The sequence below is a fragment of the Candidatus Electrothrix sp. genome (assembly GCF_052785085.1).
In genome coordinates this window covers 12,495-31,014 of record NZ_JALAAI010000032.1, presented here as the reverse complement: position 1 = coordinate 31,014, position 18,520 = coordinate 12,495, and the positions used below count along the sequence as shown (strand labels likewise).

7 protein-coding genes are annotated in these 18,520 nt (G+C 47.6%); 3 read left to right on the top strand and 4 right to left on the bottom strand.

Annotated features, from left to right (window positions below; genetic code table 11):
- Positions 1 to 840 precede the first annotated feature (840 nt).
- On the top strand, positions 841 to 1,191 hold the full coding sequence (locus tag L2082_RS07305) for a hypothetical protein (protein ID WP_446009033.1): 351 nt from the start codon (positions 841 to 843) through the stop codon (positions 1,189 to 1,191).
- Between the two features lie 197 nt (positions 1,192 to 1,388).
- Positions 1,389 to 1,865: an addiction module protein gene (locus L2082_RS07300; RefSeq protein ID WP_446009032.1), complete on the top strand. Its 477-nt coding sequence runs from the start codon at positions 1,389 to 1,391 to the stop codon at positions 1,863 to 1,865.
- Between the two features lie 124 nt (positions 1,866 to 1,989).
- On the opposite strand, the gene L2082_RS07295 is transcribed toward L2082_RS07300, so the two are convergent.
- The 3 genes from L2082_RS07295 to L2082_RS07285 form a co-directional block, all read right to left on the bottom strand.
- A complete protein-coding gene (locus tag L2082_RS07295) occupies positions 1,990 to 3,075 on the bottom strand; it encodes a response regulator (RefSeq protein WP_446009031.1) in 1,086 nt (361 codons plus the stop codon).
- A 2-nt stretch (positions 3,076 to 3,077) separates the two neighbouring features.
- Positions 3,078 to 8,942: a protein kinase domain-containing protein gene (locus tag L2082_RS07290; protein ID WP_446011581.1), complete on the bottom strand. Its 5,865-nt coding sequence runs from the start codon at positions 8,940 to 8,942 to the stop codon at positions 3,078 to 3,080.
- A gap of 166 nt (positions 8,943 to 9,108) precedes the next feature.
- Positions 9,109 to 14,532 carry an alpha-2-macroglobulin family protein gene (locus L2082_RS07285; protein WP_446011580.1) on the bottom strand — a complete coding sequence of 1,808 codons (5,424 nt, stop codon included), beginning with the start codon at positions 14,530 to 14,532 and terminating at the stop codon, positions 9,109 to 9,111.
- A gap of 405 nt (positions 14,533 to 14,937) precedes the next feature.
- On the opposite strand from L2082_RS07285, the gene L2082_RS07280 reads away from it, so the two are divergent.
- Entirely contained in the window at positions 14,938 to 16,650 is a 1,713-nt protein-coding gene (locus L2082_RS07280; protein WP_446009916.1) for an MORN repeat-containing protein, read from the top strand.
- A 79-nt stretch (positions 16,651 to 16,729) separates the two neighbouring features.
- Here L2082_RS07280 and L2082_RS07275 read toward each other — a convergent pair whose 3' ends face one another.
- Positions 16,730 to 18,208, bottom strand: a complete 1,479-nt coding sequence (locus tag L2082_RS07275; protein WP_446009917.1) for a hypothetical protein — start codon at positions 18,206 to 18,208, stop codon at positions 16,730 to 16,732.
- Between the last annotated feature and the right edge of the window lie 312 nt (positions 18,209 to 18,520).

Below are 18,520 nucleotides of genomic sequence, written 5' to 3'. Positions count from 1 at the left end.
TAAGCAAGAGAAAGTAGTTTCATGGAAAAACCTCTTTGATTTTTTTCACAAATTATAATATTATCTCCCCAGAATGTCTATTCTAATTATGCAGAATATGGCGTTTCCCACTAATCTGCGAAGAGCCCTTCTTTTTTCGTTAAAAATATTTTTTCTTTTTTTTACCGGATAAAAGGGCAGGTGACCTGTAATGCCCTTCTGGTGGGGGATTGCGTCCTGTATGGGTGAAAGCACCCATGAAAAAATGGGTATATCTACCCAATTGCGCAATGGATATTTCTATGGTATCAGAAAAAGGTGTTTTCTGCAAAGCAGAGCAAACAAATTAAGGAGAGGTTCTTTTAAAAAAAGGGGTGCCACATTCTTTCCTCGCATTGCCCCTATCTTTCTCTGGAAGCGTCAGTGGAAAGAATGGAGCAATACTTTTTAAGAATGTAGTTGTCCTTTCTTTCCTCGCACCACTCCTTTTTTACTACGGAGATGTCAGAGGAAAGAATGGAGAGGTGCATTTTAAGAATGTAGTTGTCCTTTCTTTCCTCGCACCACTCCTTTTTTACTACGGAGATGTCAGAGGAAAGAATGGAGAGGTGCATTTTAAGAATGTAGTCGTCCTTTCTTTCCTCGCGCCACTCCTTTTTTACTACGGAGATGTCAGAGTAAAGAATGGAGCAATACTTTTAAAGAACGCAGCTCTCCTTTCTTTTCTCACGCTTCATGATTTTTAAAAAGTAACGGTCCTTTCTTTGCACGGAGAGGGCCTGTTTGAAAAAGCAGGATGACTGATTAAAAAAGCACGGCCTGATAGTTTCCTCGGGCCAGTGCGCAGAACAAAAGGAGGTCATGATGTTAACTGGAAGTGTGCCCAAATTGCTCAAAGAGGCTCATCAGGTCAAAGAGGCGTTGGAGAAAATAGGAGACGGGCTGCCGGATGCTATTTCCGCTGACGTGATGGCAACAAAAATCAGCGCGCTGGAGGCCAAGGTCGGTGAGATAGACGCCCTGAACGCCGACAAAACACGCCTGGTGAACGAAAAAGGGGACCTGGCCGAGGATGTGAGTGATTATATTGTCCGGTCCCGATCAACGGTAAAGGGGATTTTCGGGGACGACTCCTCGGAATACGATATGGTCGGCGGGACAAGGGCCAGTGAGCGGAAGAAGGGGAGGAGGAAGGAGGATGAAGAGGAGTGAGTGGGCCTGCTCCGGGGGGAGCGGGGGGTGATTTCTTGCCGGGCGCGTGAGGAATGCGTGCCCAGTGGGTTGTGTGATTCGAACCTGCAACCTCGACCGGTAACCCGCATGGCTACGGGGTTTGATTTTGGCCTGTGATACCAAATCACATATTTTTTATTGTTCTTTGTAGAAAGTATGGTGAAAAAAAACTTGACATGCAAAACCCATTTAATTATCTTATTGGAAACCTTTTTGGTTTTTTTTTTTTGCCGGGTGCGTATGTAATGCGTTGCCCGGTTTTTTTATGCCTTTTCTCTGAAACTTGGGATGCCGGATACAGAGCTTTTTGTATGAAGCAGAGCTTCAGGAATAAGAGCATCCAAGCCGGAGCTTGGGGGCCAGAAAAAGGAGACATTATGAACACCGATTTAAAACAATGCGAACAACTTGCCCGTCATCTGCCGTTTAAGGAGCGGTCTGCATTGCTCGCCAGTCTTATCAGCAGTTTGGACGATTTCAGTGAAGCAGAATGTGAAGGTTTGTGGCTGGAAGAAGCTAAGAGGCGTTATAAGGAATATAAGGCTGGTAATATAACAGGGAGACCGGCTAAAGAAGTTTTTCGGGATGCTCATGCAAGATTGCGTAAATATTGCAGTTATGCATCAAAAAAAGCGTCCATACTATTGGATTGACCGTCTGTAGTTTATTGGTGCTCAAACTCTGCTTGGGCACAGAACATACTGAAGCCCGTTTCAGACAAAAACAGAGTTCCAGAAATAAGAGCACCTAAGCCGGAGCTTGGGATCCAAAAAAATATCAGGGAAAAACAATCCGAAAGCTCGTTCCCCCTGAAGCCTCCCCCCCGTCTTTGACAACGAATTCTCCATCAAGTTGGCTTGATAAAAGCGGCACAAGTCTTAAACCTATGGTATCAACTTCCTGAAAATTCACCTGTCCAGGTAAACCTATCCCATCGTCACTGACCGTGAGCACATACCTGTCTTCAGAATCAATGATAAAGCCAATACTGATTGTTCCCTTCCTGTTATCAGGAAAGGCGTATTTCAGGGCATTGGACACGAGTTCATTGATGATTAAACCGCAGGGAATTGCACGATCAAGATTCAAGGAAACTTCAATGACCTCTATGGTTAAGGATATATGAGATGGAGAAGATGTATAGGAAAATATTAAAGATTCAACCAACGCCTGAACAAACTCCTTAAAATTAATATTTTGAAGATCTTCTGTATTATAGAGTTTCTCGTGAACCAAAACCATAGTGTAAATACGGCTTTTTGTGTCAATGAAGCGCTGCAGGGCGTCAGGGTCTTTGACCTGATCAATCTGAAACTGAAGAAAAGACGACATCATTGCCATATTATTTTTTACCCGATGATGGATTTCCTTCAACAGTACCTCTTTTTCCTTAAGAGCTGCCTTGACCTGCTCCGTCACCTTCTGCAACTCAGCTGTTCGCTCCAAAACCATTTCCTCAAGATGGTTCTTCATCCGGCTCATTGATAAATGAGTACGCACCCTGGCAAGGATTTCCTGGGGTTGAAAAGGCTTGGTAATATAGTCCACCCCACCAACCTCAAACCCTTTGATCTTGCTTGTACTGTCTTTTAAACCGCTGAGAAAAACAACCGGAATATCAACCAATGACTCATCTTCCTTGAGCCTGGAGCATATTTCATAGCCGTCCATTTCAGGCATTTTAATATCAAGAAGAATAAGATCAGGGCGCTTTTTCTTGATGGACTTCAAAGCATAGGGTCCAGAGTTTGATCCTCTGGCCTGAAAGTTATTTTCATTGAGTATCTTGACCAGGAGTTTCAAATTTTCCGGTGAATCGTCGACAACAAGTATATCTCCTTGTATACGGTCGTTCTCAATCATCTTTATCTCCCAAGAATGTTTTCAACTTCCTCAAACTGGTAATTTTCAACCAATACATGTAAGGCGGTAGCTGTTTTCTCATGAAGAGAAGGCAGTTCTTGCAGAGCGGCAAAAAAACTCTGCTGGTCTAATTCAAGTGTTGCGATACGTAACCTGCTTATGACATCCTCTGGTAGCGCATCAATACAGGTTGGCTCAAGATACGTTGTAGCATATTGCTTGCCAGAATGAAAAGTATCTCCATCATCATCCTGATAAATGAACTGAATATCTAAATGCTTTTTCAGGGCTGCAAAAAGCTCTTCCTGTTTATACGGCTTACTGACAAAATCATCACAACCTGCCTCAAGGGCTTGCTCCCGTTCATCTCCAAAGGTTTGGGCAGTCAGGGCAATAATAACAACCTTTTTCTCCTCTTCTTTGCTTCGTATCTCTCGTGTTGCCTCATAGCCGTTCATCACCGGCATGCGTATGTCCATCCAGATAAGATCCGGCTGCCAGCGTTGCCATATTTCCACACCCTGTATTCCATTGGCTGCCTCTTTGACCTGAAAACCTATACGGCTCAATATGTTGGCCAGTATTTTGCGATTTGCAACAAGATCCTCAACAATGAGGAGGCGGCACGGCTTCTGATCCGATGCAATCCCAACGACATGGCGAGAAGGTACTGTGTTTTCTATGTCACCATGTTCAGCTTGTTCAATGGCAACCTTGAAAAAAAACGTTGAGCCGATACCAGGCGTACTGGTCAAACCAATAGTACCTCCCATCAGTTTGACGAATTGCCTGGTAATGGAAAGCCCTAAGCCGGTACCAACACTTTGATCCACACTTGTCGACGCCTGGACAAACGGGGCAAAGATTTTTTTCTGCTTTTCCGGCAGAACACCAATCCCTGTATCTTCCACTTCACAATGGAGCATCAAGGGCTTACCAGCCTCTTTTGCAGAGCGTACACGTAATGAAATCCCACCTGACCTGGTAAATTTAAAGGCATTACCCAATAAATTAATAAAAATCTGCTGAAGTTTTCTCTTGTCTGCTTTGATATAACGAAGCAAATCCTTGTCTTTTTTTATTGTAAAAAACAAGCCCTTTTGAGCAGCCTGTTGCTGAAAACTTTCTTTGAGGTATTCAAGAAAATTATTCAGATCAAAACTTGTTATATCCAGGGTTATCAGGCCTGACTCAATCTTGGCAAGATCCAACACCTCGTTGACAAGACCAAGCAGATGGTGAGCATACCGATTTATTACAGTAAGTTGATTACACTGCTCCTCATTAAGAACAAGATCCTGCTCCAGAATTTGCGCATATCCCAAGATTACATTAAGTGGTGTGCGAAATTCATGGCTCATACTGGAGAGAAAATAGCTCTTTGCCTTATTAGCAGATTTTGCTTTCTCTTCAGCGCGTTTACGTTCTGTTATTTCCTGCTGCAAGGCACGGGTTCTCTCTGCAACTTTTTTTTCCAGCTGGCTGTATAAGAGAGAGTTGGTAATTGAAATGGCAAGTTGTGATGAGAGAAGGGTTAACACCTGCAATCGTTGCTGATTAAAGGCACCTCTTGTCAGTTTATTTTCCAGATAAATAATACCAACAAGCTTTCCCTGATTGACCAGGGGCATACCCAGGATGGACGTACATTGTTCCTGTAAAATATACGGGTCGTGGCGAAAACGCTCCTCCTGAGCAGCATCAGAGAGCACCACATTTTCCCGGGTCCGGGCAATATAGTGAATAAGCGTACTGGGTACTTGAGAATATTCTTCAAGAGCAATGGAACAAAGAACCTTTATTTCATCATTATCAGCAGTCCCCTCTGTTTCAATAAACCATTTTTTTTGGCGTGGTAATAATAATAATCCCTTTTCAGCCCCTGCATTTTCCATGACAATGCGCATCATGTTTGCCAGTAATTTGCTGAGCACAATTTCCTGGGATAATGTCTGCGATGCCTTGATCACGCTGGTCAGATCCAACTGCATTGAAGAGTGGAGCATGGTAGCGTTCACAGTTGTACCTATTCCATCACAGGATTCTGCAAGTTCAGGATGACGTCCTTCTAACTCGGCAACCTTTGCCCTTGCCCCCCATTTGCTATAGGAGGAATGGGCTTCCTGAAAAAATGTCCGGGCAATCTTTTTCACTCCCCGTTCCCAGTAATATTCACCAGCTAATTCATAGGCCAGGGCTTCTTCTATTCGATAATTATTTTGTTCAGCCAACAGAATCGCCTGCTCATACCATTCTTCTGCCCCAGGCTCCTTCAAAAAACGTGCTTTTTCTGCTTCCACTAAGGCATAACGATGCTGAAAGTTCTCCGGTGCATGGCTGGCCCAGAATTTCATCTGTTGCTGAGCCCCTTCTACCTTTCTGATAATATCATCCTGCTCATTATCAGGCACCTGATGAAAAGTTGCCAACAAAACTAAAGAAGAATAGAATTGATAGATAGGGACGACCATGACACCGGTATTTGCCTGCTCATATTTTTTCGCTAACAGGGCATTATCCCGGGCCTGATTAATTTTTTTAAACAGATAACAGAGCATGGTCTTGGCAAGATACACAGCAAAGACAGCCATTCCATAATTACTTTCCAGCAAAGGAGCAAGCATGGTTTCTTCATCAAAGGCTTTGCCCTGTAACTTATACGGTAATATGTTCTTCCCCTGGAGGTTATATACTGTTTGCTGCCAGATATTGAGATAGATCTGCTGGTACTCCAGTTTACAGCGCTGCATCAGGGCACAGAATTCTTCGTGTTGGCAGGCAACACTTGCAAGCGGATGGCCCAGCCAAAAAAGATAACTTCCGCAATGCATAAGGTTGATACCTGCAAATTCCAGGTCACCGCTTTCCAGGCCATATCGACTGCCCTGGAGCAAGGGGTCAATGGTCTCCTGAGCATGTTTTTTCCAATGATGTACTGTAACGTAATAAGCAGCAAATACCTTTGCCCTGACAGCTTCTGAGGAAGAGTTATTCAGCAACCAAAGTCCGGCCTGTCCTACTTGCCAACCTTGCTCTATCTTACCAGAGGCGCAAAAGAGGAGGGCAAGATTGACATAACCAAATGCAGAAAGATCTGAATTACCGTGAGTTATCGATATCCTGACCATTGTATAGACAAGGCTGGGGTAGAGTTCCGGCGCAACTGTATAAGATGGGGAAATAGCAAAGTTGAGAATGCGCATAGCAGCTTGTTGTTCAGGGACTGCCATTCTTCCCAGTGTATAAATTTCTTCAACGGAAATCTTTTCAAGAGGAACTTGCTCCAAATGGACTTCCAGCATTTCCAAAACCTGCAACGCAGTTTCCAAGGCAAATTTCATCTGATTCCTGAGCATATACAACTGAATAATAATCTCAAAGGGCTTGACTTTATCAACCAGATGCTTGGTCTTTTGCAGCATAGTTTCAGCGTGTTTTTCAACCTGCTCAAATTGACCAAGCAAAAAATACGCTTCCAAAATATCCGTATACAGGGTCAACGAGATATCATACTCTGTGTGCCAATGATTGGCTGGCAAGTATGCTTTGGCAAATTCCAAATATTCAATCGCAACCTGACTTGCCATTGCCCGCTTTGCTTTCTGGCCTGCCTGCAAATTTAAACGGGCAATGGCAATCTTCTCCTCTGGATCATCAATAATATCGAAATTCTGATTAAAATGCCAACAGATATCAAAAATGTTTTCAGAAAAATCAGAAGAGGTCGTGGAACGGCTCTCCTTGATAAGCAAACGACCAACCTGGAGGTGAATACGCTTTTTCCGGTCATCAGCAAGCAATCCGTAAGCTGCCTGGTGAATCCGATCATGAGAAAATTTAAATTTTGCTGTTTCTGCCAAATCAATATGCTTATAGTTTTCATCAAGAGGCTGAATGAGTCCCTGTCTGCAAATTTTCCAGAGAATTGCTAAGGCTTCCGTCTCAGAATCATCATAAATTTTTACCAGCGTTGCAAAATCAAAGGTATTACCAATACAGGCAGCCAACTGGATAAGTGTACTGGATGCAGAAGAAAGACGATCTATTGTACCTGCCAACAGGTCAACAGCATTATCTGTGATATTCCGTGATGCTATTTGCTCAATATCCCACTGCCATTGCTGCTGCTCAAGATTAAAATGCAAAAGCCGTTTTTCTCGTAAAACCTGTAAAAACTGATGGATGAAAAAGGCGTTTCCCTGTGTTTTCTGATAAATGAGGTTTGCAAGAGGCGCAATTCTTTCCCGTTGATTTCCTAAGCTTTTTTGGACAAGTTGCTCAATGCTCTTCGGGCATAAGCCCTTTAATTCAACCGTATTAACAACTGCATGTATTTCTTTCAACCCCTCCAAAAACTCCATAAGAGGATGTTGGTTATCAATTTCATTATTCCTGTAACACCCTATAATAAAAAGATGATTGATATTATCATCTGTAATTATTTTCCGAAGCAGTACCAAGGAATCCTGATCAGCCCATTGCAGATCATCAAGAAATAAAATTATTGGGTGTTCTTTATCGCAAAGAGAGGTAATAAACTGAACAAAGAATAAGGAAAATCGATTCCTTGCCTCTGTGGGATCAAGTACTGGCACCTCACTCTGAGGACCTATGATAAGCTCCAGGGTTGGTATAATTTCAACAAGAAGCTGGGCATGATCTCCCAAGGCAGCAAGAATCTTCTCCCGCCATTGTGCCAAAACATGTTCCTTTTCCATGAGCAGGTGATGGCAAAAACTATCACATGCCCCTGCAATCCCTGAATAAGGTGTATTTCTTTGCAATTGCTCAAACGTACCAGCAACAAAATGCCCATTCATCAAGGTCATGTTTTTCTGGACTTCATTGACAAGAGCTGTTTTCCCAACCCCGGAATAACCGCTTACCAGCATCAACTCGGTCTGCCCCTGGCAAACCCGCTCAAAGGATTGCAATAAGACTCTGGTCTCCTCCTGCCGCCCATAAAGCTGTTGAGAAATATGCAATCTCGCAGAGATATCCTGCTCTGCCAAGGGAAAAGAAAAAGCAGGATCATCTTTTAATCTTTGAAAATTATTATAACATTTTTCAAGATCTGCCTTGACCCCAATCGCAGACTGATATCTCTCGTCAGCATTTTTTTTGAGTAATCTCATTATAATATCCGAGACAACCCGTGGAACATGGGGAGCAACCTCATAAAGAGGAGAAGGCTTTTTTGCTATATGGGCATGGACGACTTCCAGGGCATCAAGGGCTTGAAAGGGCAATCGGCCTGCAAGGAGTTCATAGAAAATGATCCCCATGGAATAAAGATCGGTTCGGTAATCAACCCTTCTGTTAATCCGACCGGTTTGCTCAGGAGAAACATAGGCTAAGGTCCCCTGTAATCGTTCAAGCATTTGCACTGACGGCATTTCGTACAGCAAACGGCTGGCTGCTCCGAAGTCGATAATTTTCAGTTGATTTGTTTCCTGATTGACAATGATATTATCCGGGGAGATATCTTTATGAATAATGTCAACAGAATGGATATAGGCCATACCATCAGCAAGCTGGAGAGCCAGAGGAAAGAACTCCTGGATAGAGACCCTTTGGTTTTCCATAACCCTTTTTAAGGACACCCCTGCAATATCCTCTACAATAAGGAGAAGGGTATGCTGATAGGGTTCAATCCCGTACGCTCTAATGACCCTTGGGTGGGAAAGGCCTGCTATGATATCATATTCCTGTTTGCGATAAGAAAATTCTGTTGGTGAGACATGCTCTTCTTTGAGCATTTTCAGAATAACAGGCTGATTATCTTGTTTTCTTATGCCACGATAGATGAGTGAACGGCCACTTTCACATATTTTCTGCAGAACGTGATAGTGAGGGAGGATCAACATAACAAGGCCTTATCAGGAATTTTCAGGAAATACTTTTCCTACTAGCAGATTGGTAGAATTTCATCGCATAAGGTGACCTGTTGAGAGCCTGCTGAAGAAAGAAAAAAAACAGGCTCTCCAAACTTATTGAACAGTTGTTTCAATCAACAAAAAAATCAGCCAGCACTTACTGGGTGATAATCATTGCGCCCTCCCCGCTTCGTGCCCGAAACTCAGGTCGATACATGGCCTCAATCTCTACTGGTGGCAGGGTATAGATCCCTGGCGTAACAGCCCGGGACAGGTAGGCTGTTCGGAACCTCCGTAATTTCTGGTTTCCTTCAATTTTTGGAAGGGATTTGGTGGCAAAGGCAGCCACAAAACGATCATCCCGAATATCCACATAGCGATTATTGGTGAGATTTTTAAGCCAGGAAAAAGCAGTATCCTGCTCAGTAATGGGCCGCTCAATTTCAAAGCCTGCTGGCAGCAAGTCAACCAACAGGGCCTGGAAGTCAGCTCCAGCTTTAACCTCTCCCTGAAGAGTCACCACCAGGAGTTCGCCCTGCTGGACAGCATCCACAGGCATGGGTTCACCAGCAGTATTATAGTATTCCCGAAAGACCGTAAAACCATTTTCCACTGGCTCAGGTGCTGCAATGGGCGAGCCTTGCACAGTGGTGACCATCCAGACGGCCTTGTCCCCGGTATTGGTAAGAGTAAGCGGGCTGGTGAGCAGGGCCTTGCCCTCTCGTTCCAGGGCAAAAAAGCTACTGCCAGGAGCAGGCTGTAGATTTTCTTTGATCCCCTCTGGATCATCAGTCACCTCGGTCTCATCAGGTTCTGGTGCCTCGTTATTGCCAAAACTGAGGGCGGCTTTTATGCGGGCAAGGAGAGAAGGCCCTTCCTCGTCTTTATCCTTTCTTTCTTTCCTGGAAGTTGCTGCCAAGGCCTGTTCCACAATATTCAGCTCAAGAGGACTGCTTGGCTCAAGGGTGAGCGAGGCCATGATCAGCCATGCCTGTTCCTGGGTCGAGAGATATTTTTCCTGGGCAAATAAATGGGTTAGTTCCTGCCAGGCCGGAGCCGGATCGACTTCTGTAGTTCCAGACTCAGCAATGATATGGATAAGAGCGGCCAAGTCGCGGAGGTGCGACCCATAGTTTGACCAGCTGGCAGTCGGATGAGCTTTTGTCTGGTCCAAGGCCGCCTTCAATCCCTTCATGGCCCGTTTTTGATCTCCTAATAAGGCCAGGGCCCCGGCAAGTTGGGCCTTAGCCAGTGGTGAAGAAATCTTATTAAACCAGGTATCAAAGAGGTAGCGGGCATCTTCATGCCTGCCCTGTCCGGTTCGAGCCAAGACCCAATGGGCGTAAGCCAGCGGAGCCAGTTCATGAACCTGGGGGTTATGGGCATTTTTGACCTGATTACTCAGCCAGTTCATCCCTTTTCTATAAAAATACGCAGGCACCACATAGCCCTTTTCCTGAGCACGGCTGAGAAAATCCAGGGCATAGGCAGAAAGCCAGGGCGCAATTGGGCCACTGTCTGACCAGAGGGAAAAGGCCCCTTCACCCACTTGTTTTTGGAGAATACGATCAATGGCCTCCTGTACCCTGCCAGGCAGCTCCTTGTCCGGTAGGGGCGACCGGCCGGTCGCCCCTACTGGAAAACGTTCTGCCAGCAGATTGGCTGAAAGCAGGGGCATGGCCCGGCTGGTCAGTTGCTCCAGGCAGCCATAGGGATAGCGATCCAGCTGGCCCAGCAGACCAGCCACATCCAGATTAGGTGAGCTGGAGATGCTTAATCCCACTTTGGCCGTTTCCGGGAACATTCCTTTGATAGTGTCCTTATCCAGGGTGACAGATGCGCCCGGATCAAGCCGGGTAAAACGGCGTGTTAAGCTGGGCAGGTATTTCCCCCGGACATTAAGGGGAAATTCACCAGAATAACTATACCCTTCTGGTCCTTTGACCTGGACATGGAGCATGCCTGCACCGATGGTATCTGCCTGCACCGGGAAGCGCAGGTTTTCCCGCTTACCTGGTTCCAGAGTGATACTCTGCTCCGCTTGGGAACCTGTGCCCGACCCCTCTGCGTCCTCACTCATAGATACGGCCCCCTCTGCTGTCCAGCTGATCTGGTACTCGCCTGTGGGACCATCAATATTTTCCACAAGGAGCTGAATGCTTGACTCATCCTCCTGGGCCAGATAGCGGGGCAGGGCAGGGGATACCACCACCGGATCATTGACCTGAAGGTCGCGGCTGGCTGATCCCAGCTTATCCCGTGACCAGGCCACAGTCATCAGACGAAGCCTGCCATTGAAATCCGGGATTTCCAGAGGGACCGTGGCTGTGCCATCTTCTCCAACCTCAACCACCCCGGAAAAAAGAGAGACCACCTTAATATTGGATTCCGGGGCCCCGCGTAATCCGTTCTCACCAGCACCGGTGCGCAGAACCAGGGGCTTGCTCTCTGGCGGGGCAATCAATTGCCCGTACAGATCCCGAATCTCCAGGCCCAGCTGCTGCTTATTAAAGAACCAGTCCAGCGGGTCAGGTGAAACAAAATTGGTGAGCTGGAGAACCCCGTCATCCACAGCTGCCAGGGTGAGATGTACCTTTTCACCGGCTGCTGCCTCTCGGATCTCCACGGGTACCTTGAGCGTCTGGCGGGGACGAATCTTGTCCGGAGTTTTGAGAGCGACCTGCAAACGTTGGGCTGCCGGATCAACATTAAGCCAGACCAGTCCCACAGCCCGATCTGCCCCCTTGTTATGCTCTTTGCCAGGACGATAGACCGTGACCAGGGCATAAACACCAGCACCCCAGTCGCCCTTAACTGGGATTTCCAGGGTATCAGCTCCCTCAGCAAGGGAGAAATTTTGTACATCATGGATAGAGCTATTTGCCAGAATCAGGCTGGCCTGACCTGGATAAGGTGATTTTATCGTGAGCCTGGCCGTCTCACCGACCTGATACTGCTGTTGATCCAGCTCCACCTTGACTGCATCCGGGGTATCGCTCTTGCCAAGAAGCTGCTCGCCAGCTGTAAAACGAAAGGCTGTGAGCACCTCTGCCTCCTGATTGAGCAGTTCCAATCGGTATTCCCCTCGGGTGACAGGCAGGGCAAGGGAAAGAGGCTTACTTTCCTGCCATTGCAGCTGATCCCGTCCTTCCTCGTGATCGCGCACGATCCGTTCATAGCCCCAGCGACCATTTTTGCGGAACCACTGGTAATCAATCTCTTCCCGAACAAGACGGTAACCCAGGTGGCCCTGTTGTTGGGGCAGGCCCTTGCTATCCAGCGCAATAAGGGAAAATTTGGCTGTACTATGGGCCTGGACCTGGGCATCCTTAAAACCGGGTTGTACGCCCAGATATTGGGTCAAATGCCGCACCGGAATCGTGGTGGTCGCAGCCACGCTTCGGCCATCAATATCCATAACCTCAGCACGGACTACAGCTTTGAGGGGCTGGCGAGTGCTTTCCTGCTCACCCTTGAGTTGGAGGTTTAGGCTTCCCTGTCCCTGGGCATTGGTGGTGATCTCTACCAGCTCAATATCGCCAATGCCTGGCTCTTCACCAGCCCGGCCAAAAAAGAAATTGGCAAAATCAGCAAAAGGATGGGGATCATACTTCAGACTCATCCGGGCCTGAACCCGCAGATCCGATCCTGGTGAACCGTAGAAATAATCAGCCTGGACCAGGGCTTGGGTCCCTTGCTGCGGGGTCAACACACCCTTGGCCTCCAGCCGGGCCTCCAGCCGGGGTGGCTTAAAGGATTTAACCAGAAAACTGACCTGGCCCACCGGCTTTTCTTCCACATCCAGATACAGGGCTGCTGTCCAGGAACCAGAGCGGGCAGAGGTCGGCAGGTCGATAGTCTCACTGTATCCTCCAGCAGCATCCGGGGTAAGGATTCGCTCCAGCTTGACCTTGGCATTAGGCCCTTTCAGACGAAAAGTGAGTGGTGGCGTATCAATGGCCCTTCCTAATTCATCCCGAACCAGGGCCACCAGGTTCACGGTCTCTCCAGGGCGATAGATGCCTCGCTCGGTGTAGACAAAGGCGTCCAGCGGGCCAGGGGCTGCACGACCGCCCACTCCCCGATCACTGAAATCAAAAGGGGCCTGTTGGAGCTGGAGAAAGGTGAAGCCGTAATGACTGTCAGTGGAGACCAGCTGGACTGCTGCCTGCCCTCCCTTGCCGCGCAATAAACCAGGGGCAAAATGAACCTGACCTTGTTCATCTGTGGTCAGGCGGGACAGGGGCGTGTTATTACGGGCAGCAAGAACAATCTCAATGCCAACCAAGGGTAGGGCGGTTTCCAGGCTCCGGGCCACAACCGTGAGACCATTATGGCCTTGATAGGCAGTCAGCCCGATATCGGTCTTAACCAACCATTGACTGGCTGCACCTTGCCAGCGTTTTGAGGTGGTATTGCCATCTTCAGCAACCAGGATATAGAGTCCAGGATCTGCAATCTTTTCCTTGGGCAGGGCTAGTGAACTGACTTTTTTCTGATCCTTCTGAGAGCTGATCTCAGTAACGCCCTGCCAGATCAGTTCGCCTTCCTTGTTTTTGATGGTTTCCAGCTGGTATTCATTCAGTTTGCTGCGAAAGGCGTTACTGATAAAATCTCCCAAAATATTCCGTTCATGAATACGGTACAGATGCAGCTTCACCTTTTGTACGTTTATGGTGTGCAGATTCACAGCCCCGGAGGCATCTGCCAGGATATAGTCGTTCTGGTTGAACCAGAGCAGAGGGGGGCTATGACCAGTGGCAATGTTGAAGCTGGTCGTATCAGCGAGTTCTTTATTTTTGCCTTTGAGCCCCTTGCGCAGAGTCACCTGATAGGTGGTACCGTAGTCAACACCAGTAATGCAGAGCTTTTTGTATTCCACAGAGAAAGTGGCCTTCAGGGCAGGGGAGATGCGGACATAATCCTCGTAATGGGTCTGGTTGGGATTAAGCAGTTTATCATTCATTCCAAGACAAAGCCTGGGATGACCGGTTTCCGTATCTGCGGTGGTGCTCTGAATCCGTAATTTTTTATCTTCCGCCTCCTTAATTCGCAACCGGGCCAGTCGTTCTCCATTCTCGCTACTGCTCTCCAGGCTATTCAATCGTTCGTAGAGTTCAATAGCCACTGGGGTCCAGTTACGATAAGAGGTCGTGCGTTGCTCCAGGGCCGTGCCGGTGAGGGACAAAGCTGCCACTCGCAGGCTGTCCTGATCCGCTGCCTGATAGGCCAGCCAGCCACTTTGACTGGCCTGGGGCCATTTTCCGGCACAGCTGCTTGCCCTGGCAACTGCCAGCCAAAGGTCAGCGTCTGGTTTACCGGAAAACAGGGCTGCCTGTTGATACAGGGGAATGGCAGCAGCGCATTGTCGCTCCATGACCATGATATCTGCGGCCCGACGGAGCAAATCTGTCTCCTGGGGCTTGGGCGGCAGATTACCCTTGGCCTGATAGTCTTTGGCATATTTATGGGCTTCTTTTTTCAGAGTTGCAAGGTTATAGTCCTTGGCCTGGACAGTGCCGGAAAAAAGCACGGTCAGAAGAAAAAACAGGAGTGGTACTGCACGAAGACTCGTTTTCATGGGCGGCTCCATTGAGAAACAGGGAAGGTGGTCGATGTGTTGATAATACTTTCTTAAACACAGGTGAGCAGGGTTGGCAAGGAGAAAATAGCATGAGCAAGAAACACTGTCTCAGATAAACTGGGTTGAGATGATCAATTTTTCATAGTTTTTTGTCCCAGCCCAAGGCGTGGAATGATTCCTGGGCCTCTTGGCATGGGATACCTGCACACTATTTCAGAAATATAGTAAAGAAAAAACTCAGAAATTTCCACTAAAAATAACGAGAAGGAAAGATCATCAGGAAACCAGGGTTGCAAAAGTCACTCTGCCGGATATACTCTGAGGCAAGGACCATACAGGCCAAAATAAGCGTTAATACTTCAACCTGCCCTAAGCTGATTCCCAAAAAAAAGGATCCTTGCTATGACCAACAAAAGTGTTCATTCCAGTAAAGAAGAATATATCGGCGAGTTATTAGATGGAAAGCGTCACGGACATGGGCTCTGTATCTACCCTGACGGGGGGCAGTACGAGGGAGAATGGCGCAATGATAAACAACACGGACAAGGAACCTATTTTGATCCCAACGGCGGCAGTTTTGAAGGCCAATGGAAAGACGGGATGCGCAACGGCCTGGGCTGTATTGAGTGGGCTGGCCGCTATTACGGCAACTGGAAAGATAATCAACGCCATGGGGAAGGCACACTCACCATGCCGGATGGAACAGTATACCAGGGGCAATGGAACAATGATATCCGGGAAGGCAAAGGCACCCTGACCTATCCGGATGGCTCTGTTTATGAAGGCGGGTGGCAAAATAACCAGAAACACGGTCAGGGAAAACTGACCTTAAGAAACGGAAGAACCTATACCGGCAGCTGGGAAAACGGGGTCCGACAAGGGCAGGGAACTGTTCTTTATCCAGATGGTGGTAAGTATTTTGGTGCCTTTGTCCAAAACCAGCGTCAAGGTCACGGGGTTTATACGCACCCGGACGGCACAAAGTATATCGGGCAATGGAAGCATGATCAGTATAATGGGCGTGGAACCTATACTTATCCATCTGGAGCTGAGTATACGGGTTTTTGGCAAAACGGAAAACGACATGGCGAAGGAACGCTTATATATGCAGAAGAGGACAGATACGAGATAGAAGAGAACATATACGAGGGAGAAGAGAACATATATGTGGGCGAAGAGGACATATATGAGGGAGAAGAGGACAGGTACGAGGGAAAAGAAGATAGATATGAGGGAGAATGGCACGAAGACATGCGGCACGGCAAGGGAACCTATATCTATGCCAACGGAGACAGCTATGCCGGTGAATGGCGTGATGACAGGAAAGAGGGGTACGGCACCTTCACCTATGTTGAAGGAGATACTTATATAGGTGAGTGGCACAACGATCAGAAGCATGGTGCCGGAACCTATGCGGCTGCTGACGGCGGAAAGTACACCGGAGAGTGGCGTGCTGATCTGATGCACGGACGCGGTACCTATGTTTCCCATGAGGGAGAACGCTACGAAGGAGAATTTTTCGAGGGCAAGCGGCACGGTGCCGGAAACTATACCTTTAGTTCCGGCAATATCTATTCAGGCAATTGGCTGGATGGTGCAATGGAAGGAATGGGCACTTTAACCTGCACTGACGGTACCATCTACGAGGGAGAATGGAAAAATGGCTTTATGCACGGCACAGGAAAGCTTTCGTTTACAGACGGTATGGTGTATGAAGGTGAATGGGACAGAAACAAGAAGCACGGGCAGGGGACTTGTACCTATCCTGACGGCGGCGTTTATGAAGGTGAGTGGTATAATAATACACGGTACGGTCAAGGAAAGCAGACCTATCCTGATGGGGCTGTTTATGAAGGAGACTGGCAGGACGACAAGCGGCACGGATATGGACGCTTGATTGATGCTGACGGTGATACCTATATCGGTGGCTGGGATAATGATAAAAAAAACGGGAAAGGTATCCTCACCTTTGCCAATGGGACAGAGAAAAAAGGCTGCTGGATCAATGATAAATTCAGCAGTGAGAAAAAGATGAAGGATAAGGATACCAGAGATAAGGACTTTCTTGATATGTTGGGCAGTGATTTATCAGACGCAGCTGACCAGGTTGAGTAAAGAGCAGGCTGAACAACTTCGCTGTTTACTCTGGAAGATTTGAGTTTGTTTGATATTCAAGCATTTTCCGGCAAAGCTGCTATTCCCTGCGGCGCATAATATGTCGTGTATAAAAAATGAGTGCTCCGGTGGCCGGGATAGTTACAACCCAGGCCCAACAGACAGGTACATGGAACTGGTGCAGGGCATGTTCCAGCAGGTTGTACAGGTAATAGGGAAAAGCCACGCACTCTGCTGTATACGCCAGTACCCGCTTTCCTTTTTCTTGCTGTTCTTTCCGCTTTTTCTTTTCACGTTGATCCGCATCAGCCAGCAATGTATCCAGCTCAATCGTTGAACGACGCAGTTTTTCCACCAGGGCACCGGTGTTCAGTCCCTGACGCAGACCGGTGTAATACTGCTGGTAATTGGTCAGAAAAGCAGGCTGAGTGTTGATGTATTTCACCTCATGGACAGCAAGTTTCTGTCGCAATTGACGAAGTTCTTCGATTCGGGCACTGTCCGGGAACTGTCTGGTTTCGTGGAGGTGCGCGGTATGGTCGGCCAATTCACGGATGAGATCAATGAGTCGATAATGCTGGTATACGGCCAGGACAAAGAGCAGGGTATATTCGGAGCGATACCGGCTTGGAAACTGATCACGTAGAAATCTCGGTCTTGGCGGGGCAGGTTTGACATGGCCAGCAATTCCTTCATTGGCCGCTGTAAACAGGACATTGGCAAAGGTCTGCACCGGAATGACGTGCCCGGTCAGGTTCTCAAGGGGCGGCGGAAGATAGGCACTGTTCATGCCCCTGGCCCGGCGGACCAAGTCGGCCTTGTCCGCTTCACTGTATGTCGGTGCAGGATCACCTGTCGGAGTGATGAGCAGCGAATTCAGGAGAAAACGGTCGCGCAGCATGGAATCCCAGCCCGGTCCGGCCAGGGTATCGAATATATCCTCAAGGGTCAGGGCTTCTCCAAGGACACTCTGGATCAGCGGTAGATCGTCATTGCCCTGAAAACGATTTTTGGCTGATTTCCGGTGCTCTTCGTTCTTGAATTCCCGAATAAGCTGCGAGCTGTTCAGGCCGCTGTCGTCTTCTGTTTTTTTGCAGGAGTGCCCTTTGTAGGAAAGTTTGTTGGTAATCCTGACGGCAGCAGCAGCCAGCTCATCTTCCGCTGTCTCTACCCTGTCAGGCCGAACCTCAATATAGAGGCACAGGTAATCCTGTTCCAGCAGAAAGCCTCCGATCCGGGTAAAGCGGATAGGGAGGCGACTTTTGCCGACCCGCCATACCTGGTTGAGTTCTTTCAAGAGCTCATCATTCTGCACTGTCATAAGGACATTTCCGTCCTGAAAGACCTTTTCCGCCAGAGGCTGGAAACGGCGCAGCGCACTTTTCACTTCTTTGCGGGCTTCCTGGTCCGGCTGGAGAAAAGGAATGCGGTGGGTTTCACCGTCTTTTTGGGTATAAGCAAAGCTCGGGGGAGAATCCGGCACCGTGACTTCCGGGTTTCTTCTGTAGATGTTGAACAGGGTCAGGCTGAATGAAGATGTTTCGTTGTGATTGGCCATGCTTTTCCTCTCTATGTTGTAGAATTAAGGACATAAGGACGTACAGAGGCAGTGCGTCCGTAGTATGTTCAACAGGGGAATGATTTCTGGTGCATGAAATAATAGCCTGATTTTTTCGTGCCTGCGAGGAGATTTCGGGGCGGCGGGCAGTGTGATTTCTATAAAATCGCACCTATTTCTTTAATTTTTGGTTGAAATATTGCCCTGTAAAAATTCTGGGTCGGTTTTGGGGCATTTTTCGGTCGTTTGGGTCGGTCAGAGGAGAAAATGGGGGTTGTTTTGGGAAAAAATCCGGAGAAATTCTTTTGAATC